Origin of the sequence: Psychrobacter sp. 2Y5, from assembly GCF_051847375.1 — a bacterium.
Classification (GTDB): Bacteria; Pseudomonadota; Gammaproteobacteria; order Pseudomonadales; family Moraxellaceae; genus Psychrobacter.
In genome coordinates this window covers 51,569-71,885 of sequence record NZ_JBPYDA010000007.1, presented here as the reverse complement: position 1 = coordinate 71,885, position 20,317 = coordinate 51,569, and the positions used below count along the sequence as shown (strand labels likewise).

The 20,317-nt window shown below is 43.8% G+C and carries 15 protein-coding genes; 8 read left to right on the top strand and 7 right to left on the bottom strand.

The features are described from left to right. Window positions 1-48: 48 nt before the first annotated feature. The 3 genes from ACS8E3_RS08680 to aspS are packed head-to-tail and all read right to left on the bottom strand — an operon-like array spanning window position 49 to window position 3,759. Window positions 49-849, bottom strand: a complete 801-nt coding sequence (locus ACS8E3_RS08680; protein WP_439243277.1) for a glycosyltransferase — start codon at window positions 847-849, stop codon at window positions 49-51. 50 nt (window positions 850-899) lie between these two features. Beyond that, entirely contained in the window at window positions 900-1,859 is a 960-nt protein-coding gene (locus tag ACS8E3_RS08675) for a lysophospholipid acyltransferase family protein (protein ID WP_439243275.1), read from the bottom strand. Window positions 1,860-1,899: 40 nt separating this feature from the next. After that, complete coding sequence (gene aspS, locus ACS8E3_RS08670) at window positions 1,900-3,759, bottom strand: aspartate--tRNA ligase (RefSeq protein WP_439243462.1); 1,860 nt, start codon at window positions 3,757-3,759, stop codon at window positions 1,900-1,902. Window positions 3,760-4,219: 460 nt separating this feature from the next. On the opposite strand from aspS, the gene sohB reads away from it, so the two are divergent. The 5 genes from sohB to ACS8E3_RS08645 all read left to right on the top strand — a co-directional run bounded on the left by sohB (window position 4,220) and on the right by ACS8E3_RS08645 (window position 10,200). After that, window positions 4,220-5,200, top strand: coding sequence for a protease SohB (gene sohB / locus ACS8E3_RS08665; protein WP_439243273.1), 981 nt, complete (start codon window positions 4,220-4,222; stop codon window positions 5,198-5,200). Window positions 5,201-5,543: 343 nt separating this feature from the next. Continuing rightward, window positions 5,544-6,791: an acyl-CoA dehydrogenase family protein gene (locus ACS8E3_RS08660; RefSeq protein WP_439243459.1), complete on the top strand. Its 1,248-nt coding sequence runs from the start codon at window positions 5,544-5,546 to the stop codon at window positions 6,789-6,791. 230 nt (window positions 6,792-7,021) lie between these two features. After that, entirely contained in the window at window positions 7,022-8,302 is a 1,281-nt protein-coding gene (locus tag ACS8E3_RS08655) for a phosphotransferase family protein (RefSeq protein ID WP_439243271.1), read from the top strand. A 63-nt stretch (window positions 8,303-8,365) separates the two neighbouring features. Further along, the gene (locus tag ACS8E3_RS08650; protein WP_439243269.1) at window positions 8,366-9,145 is read left to right on the top strand and encodes a histidine phosphatase family protein; all 780 of its coding nucleotides are present in this window, start codon (window positions 8,366-8,368) and stop codon (window positions 9,143-9,145) included. A gap of 185 nt (window positions 9,146-9,330) precedes the next feature. Continuing rightward, complete coding sequence (locus ACS8E3_RS08645) at window positions 9,331-10,200, top strand: SDR family oxidoreductase (protein ID WP_439243267.1); 870 nt, start codon at window positions 9,331-9,333, stop codon at window positions 10,198-10,200. Between the two features lie 112 nt (window positions 10,201-10,312). On the opposite strand, the gene ACS8E3_RS08640 is transcribed toward ACS8E3_RS08645, so the two are convergent. The 4 genes from ACS8E3_RS08640 to ACS8E3_RS08625 form a co-directional block, all read right to left on the bottom strand. Then, window positions 10,313-12,004: an AMP-binding protein gene (locus ACS8E3_RS08640; protein WP_439243456.1), complete on the bottom strand. Its 1,692-nt coding sequence runs from the start codon at window positions 12,002-12,004 to the stop codon at window positions 10,313-10,315. 223 nt (window positions 12,005-12,227) lie between these two features. Continuing rightward, window positions 12,228-13,925 (bottom strand): AMP-binding protein, encoded by a 1,698-nt coding sequence (locus ACS8E3_RS08635; protein ID WP_439243265.1) that lies wholly within the window; start codon window positions 13,923-13,925, stop codon window positions 12,228-12,230. Between the two features lie 636 nt (window positions 13,926-14,561). Next, on the bottom strand, window positions 14,562-16,259 hold the full coding sequence (locus ACS8E3_RS08630; protein WP_439243263.1) for an AMP-binding protein: 1,698 nt from the start codon (window positions 16,257-16,259) through the stop codon (window positions 14,562-14,564). 331 nt (window positions 16,260-16,590) lie between these two features. Further along, window positions 16,591-17,217, bottom strand: coding sequence for a hotdog domain-containing protein (locus ACS8E3_RS08625; protein ID WP_439243261.1), 627 nt, complete (start codon window positions 17,215-17,217; stop codon window positions 16,591-16,593). Between the two features lie 303 nt (window positions 17,218-17,520). On the opposite strand from ACS8E3_RS08625, the gene xthA reads away from it, so the two are divergent. From xthA to ACS8E3_RS08610, 3 genes are all read left to right on the top strand, one after another. Next, window positions 17,521-18,342, top strand: a complete 822-nt coding sequence (gene xthA / locus ACS8E3_RS08620) for an exodeoxyribonuclease III (RefSeq protein ID WP_439243259.1) — start codon at window positions 17,521-17,523, stop codon at window positions 18,340-18,342. A 69-nt stretch (window positions 18,343-18,411) separates the two neighbouring features. Then, window positions 18,412-19,650: a bifunctional glutamate N-acetyltransferase/amino-acid acetyltransferase ArgJ gene (gene argJ, locus ACS8E3_RS08615; RefSeq protein WP_439243257.1), complete on the top strand. Its 1,239-nt coding sequence runs from the start codon at window positions 18,412-18,414 to the stop codon at window positions 19,648-19,650. A gap of 242 nt (window positions 19,651-19,892) precedes the next feature. Then, entirely contained in the window at window positions 19,893-20,291 is a 399-nt protein-coding gene (locus ACS8E3_RS08610) for a DUF4377 domain-containing protein (RefSeq protein WP_439243255.1), read from the top strand. Window positions 20,292-20,317: the final 26 nt, after the last annotated feature.

Here is a 20,317-nt window from a genome sequence, read left to right as displayed (position 1 = left end):
GATGGGTTGTCGTATTTTAATATTAGAAAGAGCGATACTTTGAACAACTCATTGCCAGTGCTCTTGAAGCCAAGGGCTAGGTTTGACATGACGATACCATTTGCCGCCGCCACCTTTTATAGCGTCTGGTGGATTGATTTCGCCATGGAAAATAACCATCTTCGCGCCCTCAGGCAACTTAGGCGCACGCACCAAATTAAATGGAATAGGGGCGATGCATTGATATTTAAAGCTCACGCACCATTGCTTGGGCCAATACTCTAAGTGATGATGCTCGCGCAAATAATTAGATAAATAAGCCTGCTCGTGACGCACCTGCGTGCGAATAGTGTCAAAATTACGCTCAAAGTTAGCCAGTAAGTTTGGGTAAGTACCCAGACCAATATTGAAGCGATAGACTGAACTGTTACCAATCATCCGCCAAGGCTTTTTCCAGTCACGGATGATAATCACGCTATCTGCATGCTTCGCTTCATAAGTAAAAAAGCTATCGATATTATCGACAATGACGATGTCAATGTCTAAAAATAGCGCGACACCTTTGATGTCATAAAGCTCAGGTTTAAAAGTCGTGAGTTTTTTCCAGCCTCGCTCCGGCCCTGCTGGTAAGTCCATCTCTGGTATAGGATAGCACTGCACCGCCGCATCAATACCTGTACTATCATCCGTCAAGCAAACCATCTGAAACTCTAAAGTCAAATGGCGACTAACCATACTATAAAGACGATTGACATATTCCGGACCATATTTATCACCCCATTTCATACAAATGATATAGCGTGTCTCAGCGCCTTGGCGTTTATCTAGCGTTTGCGCGTTTGATGAATTTAGTATCCTGTCAGTTACCATAATGTATTCGTACTTATATCAATGAAATAGGGTTTTTAGAATAGAAGTCATTACTCATTATTGAGGGTGTTATCAGTTTTAAAAGGGGATTTAGAAGTTGTAGCCTGATTGCTACGAATAAATTCTGCTAGTGCGCTTGTGCTAGCAGTATAAGGGTTTTGTAAGATAGGGATATGTTTGAAGCGGCGATAGCCCCACATGTAATGACTACATTTATCTTCAATCATCTCTTGCATCGCAAGATTCAGAGCATGAGTAGCGACTTCTGTATTGCGCTCATACAGTGCTGGATTGTCAAGCTTATAGCAATGAATATCGAAGCCGCGATTGTCATCACGGCGAATACAAGACAGACCGACTAGGGCGCACTTAGTCTTGCTAGCTAGCTTGGGGGCGAGGGTACTGGTCAAGGTCTCAACGCCAAAGAAAGGCACAATCACTCCACCTGATAGGTCAGGAACATGGTCGGGTAAGATAATACTAAAACCACCTTGTTTAAGCGTTTTAAAGATGGCTTTGACACCGCTACTATCGGTAGGTACTAAAGTGGCGTTAAGGCGTGCACGACCTTGTAAGACAAAATCATCAGTGAGTTTGTCTTTGACCGGCTTGTACATAATCGTTGGCGAGCCAAATTGATTGAGCCAAGCGTTCATCATCTCCCAAGTACCAAGGTGAGGAACAATAGCGAGCATTCCGTTAGGATTGGCTAAGCCCTCTAATAGTATCTCTTTATTATGCACTTCACGTATCTGCTCAATACTCCATTCAGGAGGCATCGCCCAGCTCTTGATGGACTCAACACTACTTAGACACTGATGACAGACGATATCTTTAATAATGGTTTTTTTTTGTTTTATCGTTAAGGCAGGTTCGATGAGCGCCATATTAATCTTGATAGTACGAACGATACTCAAGTTCGGCAGGCGCATCATTATCCTAGCAGCAATACGTGCCAGCATCTGCAATACAGATAAAGGCACGTATTTGAATATCTGATACGGATTCATAATGAATCACAGCAAAAAGAGAAACTCATCACCAGATCATCTACTGAGCAGGCTTAGTCGTATCTGCTTGTGTTTTTTCACGCAGGCGGATACCTAGATCACGTAGTTGTTTACCATCAACGGGAGCAGGAGCTTGAGTCAACGGATCTTCAGCAGTTTTGGTTTTTGGAAAGGCGATTACGTCACGGATAGAACTGGCGCCGACCATCAGCATAATTAAGCGATCCAAACCAAAGGCAAGACCACCATGCGGCGGCGCACCAAATTTTAGCGCATCAAGTAAGAAGCCAAATTTATCTTCCGCTTCTTGTTCGCCAATTCCTAGAGCTTCAAGTACCGCTTGCTGCATGTCATAGGTATTGATGCGTAGGCTACCACCGCCAATTTCAGTACCGTTTAGCACCATATCATAAGCGATAGAGAGCGCGTTAGCTGGATTGTCCTTAAGCTCTTTCACTGAACCTTTAGGTTTAGTGAAAGGATGGTGCATGGACGTCCATTGACCGTCATCCGTCTCTTCAAACATCGGAAAGTCAGTAACCCAAAGCGGTGCCCACTCGCAAGTCGTCATCTCCATATCCAGGCCGATTTTTTGACGTAGCGCGCCCATAGCGTCATTAACGATACTAGCTTTGTCCGCACCAAAGAAGATAATGTCGCCATCTTTTGCCTCAGTGCGCTCAATTAGGCTGGCTAAGACTTCATCAGTCATATTCTTGATAATAGGTGATTGAAGGCCTGAATCTTTATCCACGCCATTGTTAATGTTGCTTGCGTCATTGACTTTGATATAAGCCAAACCACGCGCGCCGTAGATGCTAACAAACTTAGTATACTCATCGATCTGCTTGCGGCTTAATGACGCACCATTCGGAATACGTAGCGCAGCTACGCGACCTTTTGGATCGTTAGCAGGACCAGCAAAGACTTTGAAATCAACCTCTTGCATCAAGTCGGCAACGTCTTGTAGCTTTAATGGAATACGCAGATCAGGCTTGTCTGATGCATAATCACGCATTGCCTCAGCATAAGTCATACGCGGGAAAGCTTCAAAATCAACATCTAGCATAGTTTTGAACACATGCTTTATTAGACCTTCATTGATAGACATGATCTCTTCTTCATTCAAGAAAGAAGTCTCAATATCAACTTGGGTAAATTCAGGCTGACGATCAGCACGCAGATCTTCGTCACGGAAGCACTTAGCGATCTGATAATAGCGGTCAAAACCCGACACCATTAATAGCTGCTTAAACAGTTGCGGCGACTGCGGCAGCGCAAAAAAGTTACCCGGACGCGTACGCGAAGGCACTAGATAGTCACGCGCACCTTCTGGCGTTGCGCGAGTCAAAATAGGCGTTTCAACATCCAAGAAGCCATGGTCATCGAGATAACGACGAATCGCTGAGGTGGCCTTAGCACGGAACACCATACGCTCTTGCATCTCAGGGCGGCGCATATCAAGGTAGCGATACTTAAGGCGTAAGTCCTCAGAGACGGTCATATTTTCGTCATTGAGCGGGAAGGGAGGGGTCTCTGACTTTGCTAAAACTTCAATTTCTTTGCCCAATAGCTCGACTTGACCGCTGGTCATATTCTTATTTTCAGTACCTTCGTAACGACGACGGACACGGCCAGTAATTTTAAGAACATACTCAGGACGAACAGCATCAGCAGTAGCAAAGGCTTCGGGCGTATCGGGATCGACCACGACCTGTAAGATGCCAGCACGATCGCGCATGTCTAAAAAGATCACCCCACCATGATCGCGGCGGCGATGTACCCAACCGACGATAGTGATCGTCTGCTCTAATAAATCTTCAGTCACAGCACCGCAATATTCGTCGCGATAGCCACTGTGTACGGCGAGGTCTTTTTGCGTAATAGTACTAGGTTTCATAGTGCTGTCAGTCATAGTCAAGGTTATCCAGTTATGTGCCCGATTCAAAAAATACCCGTTTAAAAATACCAGTGAGGCTTTCAAACGATATTTGATATTAAGATAGTCAATTGCAAAAACAGCCAGTCAGCGCTATAAAGACGGATAGTCTGCGCGTAGGCTGTATTAAATTTATTTTAAACGCATATTATGCCTAAAGTACGTTTGTTATACAACTGTGCTTGCTAATGAGAATAGGATTTCTAAATAGCACAGATCAAAGAATAGAATGCTTGTTTGACACCCATCATTCAAAGTGATCAGGCTTTTGTAACTATTATTTTGTAACTATTATATAGTAATCACGCTTGAAAATAGTGCGCAGTGAGCGCATATCAGCTTCACCTCAAAATAACTACAGCTATTGCAACAAGAATGGTTCATCTAAAACCTCTAAAATTAACTCAAAGGAAGACTTGATATGCTATTTCACCCGCCAAAAAACCCTGTCGAGCTCAAAGTCATGCACTTGAATAAAACTCAGCAGCAGCGTCGCGAAGACTTAATGGAAGCGACCCAAGGCAAAGCCGCGCTCAAGCAGCTCAAAAAGAGCATGGCAAAAAAAGCCAAGCAAGCGCTAAAAGCTAAATCTAAAAACAAGTCTAAAAGTAAAAACAACAGCCAGCAAGTATTTGTACTCGATTTTGATGGTGATATTAAAGCCTCTGCTGTTAAGCATTTGCGTGAAGAGATTAGCACCCTTATCAGTACTGCCAATGAAGGCGATGAGGTTATTATCCGCCTAGAGTCTGGTGGCGGTATGGTGCATAGCTACGGCCTTGCAGCGGCGCAATTGGTGCGTCTCAAAGATGCTGGTCTTAAGCTCACTGTCTGTGTCGATAAAATCGCCGCCAGTGGTGGTTATATGATGGCTTGTGTTGCTGATAAAATTATTGCAGCGCCTTTTGCGGTGATTGGCTCTATCGGCGTGGTCTCACAGCTACCAAACTTTCATAAACTGTTGAAAAAAAATGATGTCGATTTTGAGATGTTTACCGCGGGCGACTATAAGCGCACCGTGACAGTATTCGGTGAAAACGATGATGAAGATCGTGCTAAATATCAGCAAGAGCTTGAGCAAACTCATGATCTGTTTAAACACTTCGTCAATACTTATCGCTCTGAGCTCGACCTCAATAAAGTCGCTAATGGTGAGCACTGGTATGGCGAAGATGCGCTGAAGCTTAAGCTCGTTGATAAGCTGCAAACCTCTGATAGCTATGTGTTAGAGCTGATGAAAACCAACGAAGTTTATGCACTACACTCGCGTCAAAAGCCTACGCTTGCTGAAAAGCTTGGCTTATCGCAAGCGGCAGAAGCCACACTGAGTATGGCCGTTGATAAGCTGCCAGATGCTTTAGCGCGTTTCGATCTCAATAGCCGTTTGAATATCTTGAAATAATTTTACGCCTTTATGTATTAGATTTCATTCGCTTCATAAAGTAGGGGCTTGCCGTTTTAGAGCTTTTATGATCTTATGTATTGAAGAGCTCACTGACAACGATAGAAATCCTTAATAAATTTAGGTATATACTATTTCACTGTTGATGTTTTGTAAAAGGCGTGTCCTAAACAGTCGCGCCTTTTTTGCTGTTTAATCCTATAAGCTATGTTATAAATAGAGCAAGAGTTATCAGTACACGTACGTACACCGTCAATATATTAGCCTTTAAAAGCTAATAGCTAACTGCTAATAATACAAGTCAACAACGAGAAGGAAATCACTTATGTCCAATGATACATTGATGTTTACTGCCACCGAACACGGTCAAGACATGCATGCCAAAGTCAAAGATTTTATTGCCACTAAGATTGAGCCGATTGAGGAGGCGTTTTGGCAAGAGTGTCATAAGATGAACCCGGATGGTAACTGGAAAAATTGGCAGTGGCCAGCCGCGTACGATGACTTACGTAAGCAAGCGCGCGAGGCCGGTCTTTGGAACTTGTTTCTTCCTGATGACGAGCTCGGTGCTGGCTTATCGGTGACCGATTATGCTCCAATTGCAGAGCTCACTGGACGTAGTTTATTAGCCCCGCATATCTTTAACTGTAATGCTCCTGACAGTGGCAATATGGAGTTATTATGGCGCTATGGTTCTGAGACGCAGCAAGATAAATGGCTGACGCCTTTGCTTGAAGGCAAGACGCGCTCGGTGTTTTGTATGACTGAGCCTGATGTCGCCTCTAGTGATGCGACTAATATGGAAGCGACCGCTGTCGTTGATGGTGACGAGATCGTCATTAATGGCAGTAAATGGTGGTCATCAGGTCTCGGTGATCCAGCCGTTGATATCTTGATCGTCATGGCTTACACCCCAGATGAGAGTAAGGATCGTCATCAGCAGCATTCTATGGTTTTGGTTCCTGCTAACGCAGAAGGGGTCAAAATCGAGCGCATGCTCAAAGTCTTCGGCGATTATGATGCGCCGCATGGTCATGGCGAAGTTAGCTTCAATGATGTACGCGTGCCGGTTGCTAATTTTATCGGTGGACCTGGTATGGGCTTTGAGATTGCGCAAGGCCGCTTAGGACCGGGGCGTATTCACCACTGTATGCGCTGTATTGGCGCAGCAGAGAAATCGTTAGAGCTTGCCGTGCAGCGCGGTATGAGTCGTAACGCTTTTGGTAAGCCGGTGTTGCAATTAGGCGGTAATTTAGAGCGTGTCGCCGAGGCTCGTATTAAGATTGACCAAGCGCGCCTATTGACGCTATATGCCGCGCAAAAGATGGACAGCCAAGGCACTAAAGCAGCATTGACTGAAATCTCAGCGATCAAAGTCGTGGCGCCAACTGTCTTGCAAGAAGTCGCCGATATGGCAATTCAAATTTATGGTGGTATGGGCGTTTGCCAAGATACTATGCTCCCTCTATTTTATGCGCAAGGCCGCGTACTGCGCTTAGCAGATGGTCCAGATGAGGTGCATAAAACGATGATTGCAAAATTAGAGCTGAAGCGTCAAGGCTTTCGCCGTCCTTCAAAGTCTTCTAAATAAGAAGCTAGCTAAATGATAGTCCGCTAAACAAGAAGCGAGCTACATAATAGAGTATAAGTGCTAATAGGTCATTTAGGCCATAGCATTGACCCTAATGCCCCTTACTTTAGCGAATATTATACCTTAACATTCACTATCAAGCTTTTGGTAGTGAATTTTTAAATAAGGTCTGTTGAATATTCAACAATTGCAGTATACAAACAAAGTGTACAAACAATAAGGAACGTTGTATGGCAACCGATACACAAAATACCGAAGATAATGCTAAGAGCAACCAGCAGCCAGAACCCAGTGCGGTACTGGACAAAGGCGGAAAAGTGCGAGAAGGTGAAGAGCTTGATGCGTCCGCTGTTAGCGACTGGCTACGAGAACAAGGCGTTGATATTCAGGGTAAGCCTACTGTCACCCAATTTTCAGGAGGCGCGTCTAACTGGACTTATCGCTTAGAGTATGACAATCAAGATTTGATCTTACGCCGTCCGCCTAAAGGTACCAAGGCCAAATCCGCTCACGATATGGTGCGCGAATATACGGTACAAAAAGCGCTTAAAGACGCTTATCCATATGTCCCAAAGATGATTGCGCTGTGTACGGATGAAGATATTATTGGGGCAGATTTTTATGTGATGGAGCGTATGGAAGGCATTATTCCACGTGCCAATTTGCCTAAAGAGATTGATTTTGATCCAAAGCAGACGCGTGAGCTTTGTACCAATGTAATAGATGCTTTGATCGAGCTGCATCAAGTGGACTATACCGAGCATGCTGATTTGGTTAATTTAGGCCGCGGTGAGGGCTACTGTGAGCGCCAAGTAACGGGTTGGGATAAACGCTATGTAAAAGCAAAAACGCCAAACGTTCCAAGCTTTGGTATCGTGCGTCAATGGCTAAATAAGCACACGCCAGAAGATAGCAAAACCTGTATTATTCATAATGATTGGCGTTTTGATAATGTGATTTTGGCTGCTGATAATCCAACCGAAGTCATCGGCGTGCTCGATTGGGAAATGGCGACTCTCGGTGATCCTTTGATGGACTTAGGCAGCGCTTTGGCTTATTGGATCGAAGCCGACGATAATATTATCATGCAGCAATCGCGTCGTCAGCCAACTCATCTAAAAGGGATGATGACTCGTGATGAAGTCGTTAATTATTATTTAGAAAAAACCGGCCTTGAGATTGATAACTGGACTTTTTATGAAGTGTTTGGCTTATTCCGCTTGGCCGGTATTATTCAGCAAATCTACTATCGCTATTATAATAAACAAACCAAAAACCCAGCTTTTAAGAACTTTTGGCTCATCGTGCATGTATTAAATGCTAAATGTCTAAAGCTTATCGCTCAGTATGAAGGCGAGGCGCTGTTTATGACGCATGTACAGCCGCGTTTAGAGGAAAGAGGTATGGACAAAGCTGCGATAGAGCAATTGCCAGAGCCCGTACAAAAGCTAGTCAAAAGCATCTTACCTAAAGGTTATTTTGAATCGACTTCGAAATCAGTTGATGAGTGATTTAGCAAAAATTTCTTTCGCTAATAAGCTCTTAAAATAATATAACGATTAGGCAATATTACTATGATTACAATACTTTTGGCTCGTCATGGTCAAGCGTCATTTGGCAAAAAAAACTACGATGAATTGTCAGATTTAGGGGTCACGCAAGCGCAAATGCTTGGCGCTCATTATGCTTATACTCAGCGCCGTATAGATGCGGTCTTCAGTGGTCATTTAATGCGTCAGCAGGACTCTGCTCGCCACTTTATAAACAGTTACCAAGCGGCCTTAGCCGAGCATAATCAGTCTAGCTCGCTTGTTCATGCTCCCGTTGCCTTTTCTGATGATAGCCTGATTGCTGAATTTAACGAGTTTAACCATCAAGATGTGTTGACTAAGTCTAACCCTGCCTTTGCTAGCCAAGCGGCTATAGCTACGGAGATCGCAAAAGCCGACGTGCCTAAGCTACGTTTGGCTGAGCTGTTTGATCAAGCGATGCAGCGCTGGCATGGCGGCGAGTATGATAACGATTATATTGAGAGCTGGACGCAGTTCAATGAGCGTACACAGCAAGCGTTCGCTCAGATATGTGATAAAGCGACCTCATTAAATGTTATAAATAAGGATGCAGATAGTAGCTCAGATACGACAGTGCTGGTGTTTACCTCAGGCGGAGTGATCGCAGCGATTACTGCGCAGTTATTTAAGCAAGATAGCCAGATGGCCTATCAGCTTAATAAGAGGCTGATCAATACCGGGGTGACTGCTATTACTTTAAGGGGTCAAACGGCACGGTTGTTATCATTAAATGAATATAGCCATCTGTTTGCTGCGGGCGAGCGTTTTGTCACTTGGCGCTAAGGTTTAGAGTATAGGAAAGGGTGATTAACAGCGACAAGGAATCTCAAAACCTAATAGCTAAAATCTAGCACCTAAATAGAGTATCTAAAATATGACTGCTATATTATGATATCTATATATCCTATTATTTAAAGCCCTAAAAGGGTGTAAACGCACACGTACGGTATTGATGAGAAGAGAATGCTATGCAAAATAAATTAATGAGCTTAGTGACAAAAGTGACCGAACAAGGTAGAGCGCAAGCGCTTAGTGCGATACAACCCGCGCGCTATCTAAACGGTCTTACCAAATCTCAAGTAGGACAAGGCAAAACTGTGCTCGTCACTGGCGCAAGTTCAGGTCTTGGTGAAGTCATGGCGCGTTTATTTGCCAAACTTGGCTATAATCTAGCGATTTGTGCGCGGCGCGGTGAGCGTTTAGGGCAGCTCAAGGCCGAACTTATGGACAGCCACCCTAACATTCAGGTGGAATACAAGATTTTAGATGTCAGCGACTATGAATCAATATTCAAAGTATTTGATGAGTTTGCTGCAGATTTTGGTCATTTAGATCGTATTGTCGTCAATGCTGGCGTCGGGGACAGTCGCCGTATCGGTAAAGGGCGGTTTGAGATCAACCGGCGTACCGCTGAGATCAACTTCATCTCAGCACTCGCGCAGTGTGAGGCGGCCATGAAAATATTTCGAAAGCAAAACGCAGGCCATTTAGTAGTGATCTCGAGTATGTCAGCGATGCGCGGCCTGCCGGGTCATATGACCACCTATGGTGCGGCAAAAGCCGGTATTGCACATCTTGCCGAAGGGATTCGAGCGGATATGATGCTCACTAAATTACCGATTAACGTCACTACTATTTTCCCAGGCTACATTCGCACTGAGATTAATAAGGACGCCAAACCATTACCGTTTGAGGTGGATGCTGATACGGGAACTAAAGCGATCGTTGCAGCAATAGAGGCTGGCGTCGAGGAAGCTTGCGTACCAAGCTTACCTTGGTCCATCGTTGGTCAGGCAATGAAGCATTTGCCTTTGCAGCTTGTTAGTAAGATCAGCTAATAGCTGCTTTTTTTGTTATCTAAGTATTTAATCTTATTAGTTTTATAATAAGGAAGCCCTCTAATTTTAGAGGGCTTTTTACTGATTGACTGTTAATGATACTGATTAACCATTATGCATGATCGGCGAGGTGTTTTTCTCGCAGCTTTTGGCGTAGGACTTTACCGACATTACTTTTAGGCAGATCATCAACGAACTCGATCTGACTAGGGCACTTGTACCGAGTTAGGTTCTTGTGAGCGAATTCCTTAACCATGGTTTCGGTGACTTTATCATTGTCAGCTATGATATATATTTTGACCGATTCACCTTGGCTGTCATCAGCAACGCCAATGACAGCGCAGTCTGATATACCTTCACAATCGAGCATCACCGATTCGATCTCGTTAGGGAAGACATTAAACCCTGAGACAAGTATCATATCTTTTTTGCGATCGAGTAGAGTGAAGTAGCCTTGCTCATCCATCTTGCCGATGTCACCGGTGCGAAAGTAACCGTCTTTGGTGAACTCCTTGCTATTATCTCTATTTAGGTAGCCGGGCGTCACATTAGGCCCTTTCATACAGATCTCACCCGCTTCATTGACCGCCGCTTGCGTACCGTCTTCATTAATAACAATCATATCAATGCTAGGTAAAGGGATACCCACAGAGCCAGTAAACTCAGTATTAGTCAGCACATTGCAGCTACCAACCGCTACGCATTCAGTCATTCCCCAACCTTCGATCATCGGGCATTGTGTCACGCTCAGCCAGCGTGAAGCGGTTTGCTCGGTCGCCGCCATACCGCCAGCTTGCGACATGTGCAGCGAGCTAAAATCGAGCTTTTTAAAGTCAGGATGATCGAGCAGACCTTTAAATAAAGTATTGACCGCCGGCAGCACATGAAAAGGCTGTTTTGAGAGCGTTTTGATAAACCCTGGAATATCACGTGGATTGGGAATCAAAATAAAGGCGTTACCAGAGCGTACGCCTACTAAGCTCAGCATAAAGGCAAAAATATGATAGAGCGGTAAGGCTAAGACCATATTGATTTGCTGATCGCCAATCTTTGAGACGATAGGTTCTGACCACGCTTCCGATTGCAGAGCTGCAGCGACAATGTTGCGCTGCGTCAAGATAGCGCCTTTAGAGAGCCCAGTAGTTCCGCCCGTATATTGTAGGAACGCTGTTTGATCTAAAGTAGCATCGACATTTTTTAATTTCAGTTTTTTGCCTTTTTTAAGGACATCAGGCAAGGAAGTTACTTTATGCTTAGTGCTATTAAGGTTGTATTCAGGAATCAATTTTTTGACATGTTGCAGCAGCGTATTTACTACGATACCTTTGAGACCCATCATATCGCCTACTTTTGAAACTACAATAGTTTCAACTTCGGTATCATCAACGACTTCCTCAAGCGCTTGGGCGAAATTATCCACCAAAAATATCGCTTTAGCGCCGGAGTCATTGAGCTGGTGACGCAGCTCACGACCAGTATAGAGTGGGTTGACCGGCGTACAGACATATCCTGCCCGCAAAATACCAAGCATAGTCGGTAGATATTGTGGCACGTTCGGCATCATCAAAGCCACCACGCTGCCTGCTGCTAGACCTTGCGATTGTAGCCAAGCGGCGATCGCTTTTGAGGCTTGGTTGATGTCATCATAGCTGTGTTTGACACCCATACAAATACTAAAAGGCTGACTGGCAAAGCTATCGAAGCTCTCTTCATAGAGCTCTATTAAGTTTGAGTATTGATCCGGATCTATGGTCTTAGGGACACTGGCTGGATATTGAGCGAGCCAAGGTTTATTCATCATTATTACTATCCTTAGTGAGTGACAAATGGGATGAGAGGTATTACTTAATGACAGGGTCTTATTTGTTTTATGTTAAAACCCACAGAACCTCACAGATATAATCCTTAAATCTTATGAGAGCTGAGCACGTCTATAAAAGTCTATACTATTTTTCGGATTTTACAAAGCAAGAAGCCCTTTATATCCATAAAGGGCCTCTAGTTATTATGAATAAATTTTAGCCTGTTTATAGAGCCGGATTATCCAATAAATGCTGTTCGCGAAGTTTTTGACGTAGCACTTTACCAACGTTGGACTTAGGTAGCTCAGCCACAAACTCAATATAACGAGGGCACTTATAGCCAGTCAGATTATCCAAAGCAAATTCTTTAATGTCGCTTTTGTTGACGTTATTGTTTGCAGGAACCACGTAGATTTTGACTGCCTCGCCTTGACGTTCGTCAGGGATACCAATGACAGCACAATCGATAACGCCTTCACAATCAAGCATCACCGACTCAATCTCGTTCGGAAACACATTGAATCCTGAGACTAAGATCATATCTTTTTTGCGATCGAGTAGGGTGAAGTAACCCTTTTCATCCATACTGACGATATCGCCAGTACGGAAGTAGCCGTCCTCGGTGAAGTCGCCACTGCTATCGGTGCTCAGATAGCCTGCAGTGACATTAGGGCCTTTAAAGCACATCTCGCCTGCTTGGTGGACGCCTAGACGCTGACCATTTTCATCTATAACGATGACATCGACGCTCGGAACCGGAATACCGATAGTACCGTTGAACTCGCGATTGGTGATGACGTTAGCGGTACCAGCGGCCACGCCTTCAGTCATACCCCAACCTTCAACCATAGGACAACCCGTGACTTCTAACCAACGCGCTGCTGTCTGTTCTGTTGCTGCCATACCGCCGGCTTGGGTGATACGTAGTGAGCTAAAGTCTAAGTCTTTAAAGTTTGGCTGATCTAATAAGCCTTTAAACAAAGTGTTGACCGCTGGGAAGATATGGAATGGCTGCTTCGATAAGGTCTTAACAAATCCGGGCATATCGCGAGGGTTAGGCACTAATATAAAGGTGTAGCCTGAACGCATCCCTAATAAGCTCAGCATAAAAGCAAAGATATGATACAGCGGTAGCGCCATGACCATATTGATATAGACCTCATTGATCTCCGAGGTCACCGGCAGATACCAAGCTTCTGACTGTAGCGCGGCTGCTACCACGTTACGCTGCGATAAAACAGCGCCTTTAGATAACCCAGTAGTACCACCAGTGTACTGCAAGATAGCTTTTTGCTCTAAGCTCATGTTTGGCTTATTAAAAGGCAGCTCTTTGCCTCTCTTGATAACGTCAGGAAACTTAGTCACTTCATGCTTAGGGTCATTGAGCTTGTATTTAGGTACTAGGCGTTTGACTTGTCGGATGATGGTATTGACCAGCATTCCTTTTAGACCCATCATATCGCCCATTTTTGAGAGCACAATTCGCTTGATAGCGGTCTCATCAACCACTTGCTCAAGAGCTTGGGCGAAGTTGTCAACGACAAAGATGATTTTGGCTCCTGAATCGTTGAGCTGATGACGCAGCTCACGACCGGTATATAGCGGATTGATAGGCGTACAGATATAACCGGCGCGTAGGATGCCTATCATTGTAGGTAGGTATTGCGGTACGTTCGGCATCATTAGCGCTACAATACTGCCTTTAGGTAGGCCTTGCGCTTGTAGCCAAGCAGCGATAGCTAATGAGGTTTTATCGATATCATCATAAGTATGAGTAACGCCCATACAGACACTCATAGGATGCATACGAAAACGATCAAAACACTCCTCATATAGATCGACTATATTGCCGTATTTATCAGGATTGACCGTCTTAGGTACGTTAGTCGGGTATTGGTCGAGCCAAGGTTTATTCACTGTCATATCTAGCATCCTTAAATTTGAGATAAGTTAAGGTTCTATAGGCGAGTAGTCACATCCTTGTCAATATCATCAGAAGCTATGGCGTTTACTTCCTCCGAAGCTAGATGATATCGAGTGCTATCCTATCTATTAACTGACTGCTAACATATGGTGGCCTTTGTACATGTACAAACCGATCATTCTAGTTACTCTGTAAATACGAGCCCGAGTGAACGGTTCTTAAGCGCTGTCAATACAGCACTTGTTGCTGTTTAAAGTATTATCACTATAAAATCATACTGATTTAACTGTTATTCAAAATCATTGTTGACTAAAATTTTAGACATAATGGTTTTTGTCATTTTGCTAGACAGTAACATAGTGAAATAATTTGGAAACACACTACCACAGTCTCAGCTTTTTGCGATAACAACATACAAAGACTTCGGAGTATAGATATAAAGTTGATTAATATTTTATAATGTGATGTATGTCAAGTAGACGAGTGGGTAGGAATAATGGATAAGTGGTCATATTGACCAGTTGTTTTATCAAAGCGCTTGTATAAAAGTATGCTTATACAAGCAATCTCTCATAAAAAAGCCCTATATCTAAATAAAGGGCCTATATATAATCATTACTGCTTTAGAGAGTGTTTTAAAGAGTAGGATAGTCTTCTAAGTGTTTTTCGCGCAGTTTTTGTCTTAGGACTTTACCGACGTTGGATTTAGGTAGCTCATCGACAAACTCGATATAGCGCGGACATTTATAACCGGTCAAATTATCAAGGGCAAAGTCTTTGATCATCTCTTTAGTGATCGTACTATCTTTACGGATAATATACATCTTGATAGACTCCCCTTGGTGCTCATCAGGCACGCCGATAACTGCGCAATCAATGACCCCTTCATAATCTAGCATAACGGCTTCAAGCTCGTTAGGGAAAACGTTGAAGCCAGAAACTAGGACCATATCTTTTTTGCGATCAAGCAATCTAACATAGCCTTTTTCATCCATACTGACAATATCACCAGTACGGAAATAGCCCTCTTCAGTAAATTCGTCGCTATTGTCTCTATTGAGGTAGCCTGAAGTGACATTCGGGCCTTTAATACACATCTCACCGGCTTGGTTGAAGCCGACTCGGTTGCCATCTTCATCGATAATGGTAATATCGACGCCCGGAACTGGCACTCCTATAGTACCGTTAAACTGACGATCAGTGACGACGTTAGCAGTACCAACAGCAACGCCCTCAGTCATACCCCAACCCTCAATCATCGCGCAGCCTGTCACTTCAAGCCAGCGCGTTGCCGTCTGTTCAGTGGCAGCCATGCCGCCGGCTTGGGATATCTTCAATGAGCTAAAATCTAAATTTTTGAAGTTTGGATTATCCAGCAGTCCTTTAAACAAAGTGTTAACCGCAGGAAAGATATGGAAGGGTTGCTTAGATAAGGTTTTGACAAATCCAGGGATATCACGCGGGTTGGGAACGAGAATAAAAGTATAGCCTGAACGTACCGCTAATAGACTCAGCATAAAGGCAAAAATATGATACAGCGGTAAAGCCATCACCATATTGATATAAACATCATTGATCTCGCCAGTGATAGGGCGCGTCCAAGCCTCAGACTGTAGAGCAGCCGCTACGACGTTACGCTGCGATAAAATAGCGCCTTTTGATAGGCCTGTCGTACCACCGGTGTACTGCAAAAACGCTTTTTGATCCAAAGACATTTTTGGCTTTTGAAAAGGCATGTTTTTGCCTCTTTTGAGCACATCCGGGAATTTGGTGACGGCATGTTTTGGATCATTGAGCTTATATTTGGGTACTAAACGTTTGACTTGCCGGATGATAGTGTTGACTAAGATACCCTTAAGACCCATCATATCGCCCATTTTGGAGAGCACGATATGCTTGATAGCCGTTTCATCGACGACTTGTTCTAGCGCTTGTGCGAAGTTATCGACTAAAAATATGGCTTTTGCGCCAGAATCGTTGAGCTGATGGCGCAGCTCGCGGCCAGTGTATAAAGGGTTGACAGGAGTACAAATATAACCGGCACGCAAGATGCCAATCATCGTTGGCAAGTACTGTGGTACGTTTGGCATCATCAATGCCACTACGCTCCCTCTAGGCAAGCCTTGCGCTTGTAACCAAGCGGCGATAGCCAATGATGCATCATCTACGTCACCATAAGTATGAGTGACACCCATACAGATACTTATAGGATGCTGGCGATAACGGCTAAAGCTTTCTTCATAAAGCTCTATTATATTGGCATAATTATCTGGATAAATGGTCTTAGGTACACCAGCTGGATAACGAGCATGCCAAGGTTTATTCATTGTCATTTTCTGCGTCCTTGAAGTTTAGGGAGTCTTGATTGGGTCATTCCATGAGGGGTTAGACAGTTAGCAAGCATAGCAATGGATTACGATAATAGAGCGATATTTAGGTGACCTAACCGTTCGTCCATATAATTGACCGTTTTAAATACGCTTTATGTCACGAATGTTACCGCTCATCCGTTTTCTAGTAACTTTAAATAATAGGCAAAAAAGTCTCAAAAGTATAGCAACAATTACTATAAAAGTAGCGCTTTGGTACAAAATTGCCATTAATGGACGAAGGTTTAGAGTTTAAAGAGAGATTGATATCATTTTAAGCAGTTATTAATAAGCTTTATAAAGGCTTACTGTGTTGGTCAATAGCTTGCTCGATAGTGTCACGCAAGCTTTTGGGAACACGAACGGGCTTTATAGGAGTCATCCGATTCGTTTGAGCTGCCGATTGACCGGGTAAAGGACTGTCTGTTAGGGTAGCCGCTGTCTCTGAGCTTTTGGATGCAGTAGGGTTTAGCTGATTTTGGACACAAGCGATAACTATTTTTGTACTGCTTAACAAAGTATCTGAGCTGGCTTGAGAGTGGTTTAAACCATTTTCTTTTGAATGCTGAGTAGGAAGGGGCTGTTGACGATGAATGCTTTGATAAAAAATAATGCTAGCCGGTTTTAGCTCGACTTTATCGATACGTACTTCTATGGTTTCGTCTAACAAAATGGCCTTATGGTACTGTAACTGCGCTTGACTCACGACAAAATGCTGAATATGACCTTCTTCAGTCTGCAAAAAGTAGCCACTAATATTAAGTTTAGTAAACCAATCACGGCGACAGTTTTCAAAAAATACCAAATGATTGGCGTGGTAGACAATACCGCCAGCATCTGTATGGTTGATATATATAGAGTAGTTAGTAGAAAATAGCGGTTCTGTTTTTATCGTCGAAACGTTATTAGGGTTTGTAGTCATAAATACACTCAATCATAAATAGTAGGGGAGCCTATTACTAGAGGCTTATAAAGGTTGTACATCATTTTGCTCATAGTAATGATTGTCTCGTCTTGATAGTAATACTTTAGCGTAAGGATTGTCAGCAAGCAACAGATAGCGCGCGCTAACTCTGTTATGATTACTGCTCGATTGAGCACTAAGCACAAAACCAGCTGCTAAACTTAGTAAAAGATAATTATTTAATAGTTAGTGGCTATAACTAGGACGTGCAAAATAAAAGACAGATTTTTTGGCAAATAAAATTTATAAAGAGGGTAACGTATGGTCCGTTTTGTCAGTTTCAACATCAATGGTATTCGCGCGCGTCAACATCAGCTCGAGGCGGTACGAGACATTATAGACCCTGATATTATGGGGTTGCAGGAGACTAAGGTTCATGATGAGCAATTCCCGTTAAAAAACGTCGAATCTCTAGGGTATCATGTCGAGTATTTTGGTCAAAAAGCGCATTACGGCGTTGCCCTCTTATCAAAAGTTGCGCCTATTTTTGTGCAAAAAGGTTTTCCGCACGAAGATGATGACGCGCAAAAACGTTTTATTCATGCGCGCTATGTCTTCGAAGGTCGCGAGATTGATGTGCTAAATGGCTATTTTCCGCAAGGAGAGAGCCAAGATCATCCAATTAAATATCCGATGAAAAGAGCTTATTACGCTGATTTGATGGCTTATATTGATGTGTTAATTGCCGAAGGCCGCACGCTAATTATTATGGGCGATATGAATATTGCGCCAGAAGATATCGATGTCGGTATCGGTGAAGCGAATGCTAAGCGCTGGCTGAAAAATAGAAAAACCTCTTTCTTACCAGAAGAACGCGAGTGGTACGCGGCGCTCATGTCTCGCGATTTGATCGATACATATCGTCTACATTATCCTGATAGTGAAGCCTTTTATAGTTGGTTTGACTATCGTAGTCGCGGCTTCAACGATGACCCTAAACGTGGCATGCGTATTGATCATATTTTATGTACGCCTGATTTAGTCAACCAGTGCACAGATGCGGGTATCAGCTATGAGCTGCGAGCGATGGAGAAGCCCTCAGATCATGCCCCGATCTGGTCGGCTTTTGATTTAAGCAAGTAAGGGCTGTATTTTTTACCAGCTCTAGTAAGTGTTTTAACCCTAATTAATAATCATTATAGAGGAAGCATTATGGCTGTTGGAGATACGGCAGTACCTGACACAATATATCCCATCGATGGCATTACTCTCAGTGCAACGGCCGCTGGCGTGCGCTATAAAGATCGCGATGACCTGGTCCTCATTGAGATTGCCAAAGGCGCGAGCGCCGCGGTGGTCACTACCAAGAACGCTTTTTGCGCCGCTCCCGTCAGAGTACTGCGTGAGCATTTTGCAAAGGCTAGTCCGCGTTATCTAGTGATCAACACCGGTAATGCCAATGCCGGAACGGGCAGCGATGGCAAGCGCCGAGCAAGTGAGATCTGCGCCGCTGTCGCTACTAAGGCAGGAGTAGACACTGAAAGCGTCTTGCCTTTTTCTACTGGCGTCATCGGCGAGCCATTAAATAGCGATGCAGTCATTAAGGGTTTAGATAAGGGCTTAGAACAATTAGCGCCTGATAGCTGGCTAGCCGCTGCTAATGGTATTCGCACGACTGATACTTTACCGAAGCTGGCTAGCCAAAAAGTTGAGATAGCTGAGGATGATGATAGAAAAAGCACTTATCATATCACTGGTATTTCTAAAGGCTCAGGCATGATTCGGCCAAACATGGCGACGATGCTTGGCTATGTGGCCACTGACGCTAATATCAACGCTGATTTATTACAAGAGATGCTAAGCACCATTAATGAGCAGTCTTTTAATCGTATTACCGTAGATGGCGATACTTCTACCAATGATTGCTGCGCGCTCATAGCGACAGGCAAGGCTAGCCTCGATGTCATCGATAGCCCTGAGCATCCTCATTATCAGCCGCTGTTTACTGCGCTAACTGAGGTATTTGTGCGCTTAGCACAATTGATCGTCCGTGACGGAGAAGGGGCTACTAAGTTTATGACGGTCAAAGTGACCGGCGGTAATACAACTGAGGAATGCTGCGATGTCGCTTATGCGGTGGCGCACTCACCACTGGTGAAAACGGCATTTTTTGCTAGTGATGCCAACTGGGGGCGTATCTTAGCGGCTGTCGGCTATGCCGGCGTTCCAGACTTAGATACAGAGCAAGTCGATGTGTATTTGGACGAAGTGATGATATGTAAAAACGGCGGCGTAGCACCTGAGTACAAAGAAGCCGATGGTGATCAAGTTATGAGTCGGCCGGAGATTACTATCCATATCGATCTAGCACGCGGAACAGCGAGTGACACTGTTTATACTTGTGATTTATCATACGATTACGTCAAGATAAATGCCGATTACCGAAGTTAACTCAGCCTAGTAGTATATTGACAAAAGTTGCAAACTTTGACGTTAAGTTACAAAGGAGTCATAGTGCTAGAATGCTCGCTCGCTCTATAATTATTTTGATTTGAAAAACTATAATCAATATGAGTCATTAAATTAACAGAGCTTAAATCTCTCTGAGCATTATCTGTAGATTATCTGTTTTTACTACAGATAGCCGTTAGTTTACTGACTATTAATAATTTATATCAATTGAGGATTTGTTCATGAAAAAGTTAGCAATAGCAGCATTAGCAACCACTTTCGCTTTAGCCGGTTGTTCTACTATGGATCTTAATGATGAGCGTACTATGGTTGTCGAAGGCCAAGCACAAAACGTTAAGGTTGTTAATATTCCTAACCTTAAGCTTGAGATCGCTCCTACTAAAGCCGTTTGTGATGTTACTGCCAACACCGGTGAAGTGATCAAGTCTGAGTGCTTACAATTCCGTCAAGCACATCAGAAAAACTTCACTTCATTCAATGGTAACATTCAAGGTTTCACTTACGAGCCTGGATACCGTTATATGCTAGATGTACGCCAAGAAGCGGTCGCTGATGAGGCTGCCGGTGTTGTTAAGCCAGTATGGTATCTTAACGAAGTCGTCTCAAAAACTGCTGAGTAAGCTCAGGTAGATGACTGAAACTGATC

Excerpts from the sequence above, each read along its gene's own strand:
- ACS8E3_RS08680 (WP_439243277.1), bottom strand. The coding sequence starts at position 849 with ATGGTAACTGACAGGATACTAAATTCATCAAACGCGCAAACGCTAGAT.
- ACS8E3_RS08675 (WP_439243275.1), bottom strand. The coding sequence starts at position 1,859 with ATGAATCCGTATCAGATATTCAAATACGTGCCTTTATCTGTATTGCAG.
- aspS (WP_439243462.1), bottom strand. The coding sequence starts at position 3,759 with ATGAAACCTAGTACTATTACGCAAAAAGACCTCGCCGTACACAGTGGC.
- sohB (WP_439243273.1), top strand. The coding sequence starts at position 4,220 with ATGCTATTTCACCCGCCAAAAAACCCTGTCGAGCTCAAAGTCATGCAC.
- ACS8E3_RS08660 (WP_439243459.1), top strand. The coding sequence starts at position 5,544 with ATGTTTACTGCCACCGAACACGGTCAAGACATGCATGCCAAAGTCAAA.
- ACS8E3_RS08655 (WP_439243271.1), top strand. The coding sequence starts at position 7,022 with ATGGCAACCGATACACAAAATACCGAAGATAATGCTAAGAGCAACCAG.
- ACS8E3_RS08650 (WP_439243269.1), top strand. The coding sequence starts at position 8,366 with ATGATTACAATACTTTTGGCTCGTCATGGTCAAGCGTCATTTGGCAAA.
- ACS8E3_RS08645 (WP_439243267.1), top strand. The coding sequence starts at position 9,331 with ATGCAAAATAAATTAATGAGCTTAGTGACAAAAGTGACCGAACAAGGT.
- ACS8E3_RS08635 (WP_439243265.1), bottom strand. The coding sequence starts at position 13,925 with ATGACAGTGAATAAACCTTGGCTCGACCAATACCCGACTAACGTACCT.
- ACS8E3_RS08630 (WP_439243263.1), bottom strand. The coding sequence starts at position 16,259 with ATGACAATGAATAAACCTTGGCATGCTCGTTATCCAGCTGGTGTACCT.
- ACS8E3_RS08625 (WP_439243261.1), bottom strand. The coding sequence starts at position 17,217 with ATGACTACAAACCCTAATAACGTTTCGACGATAAAAACAGAACCGCTA.
- xthA (WP_439243259.1), top strand. The coding sequence starts at position 17,521 with ATGGTCCGTTTTGTCAGTTTCAACATCAATGGTATTCGCGCGCGTCAA.
- argJ (WP_439243257.1), top strand. The coding sequence starts at position 18,412 with ATGGCTGTTGGAGATACGGCAGTACCTGACACAATATATCCCATCGAT.
- ACS8E3_RS08610 (WP_439243255.1), top strand. The coding sequence starts at position 19,893 with ATGAAAAAGTTAGCAATAGCAGCATTAGCAACCACTTTCGCTTTAGCC.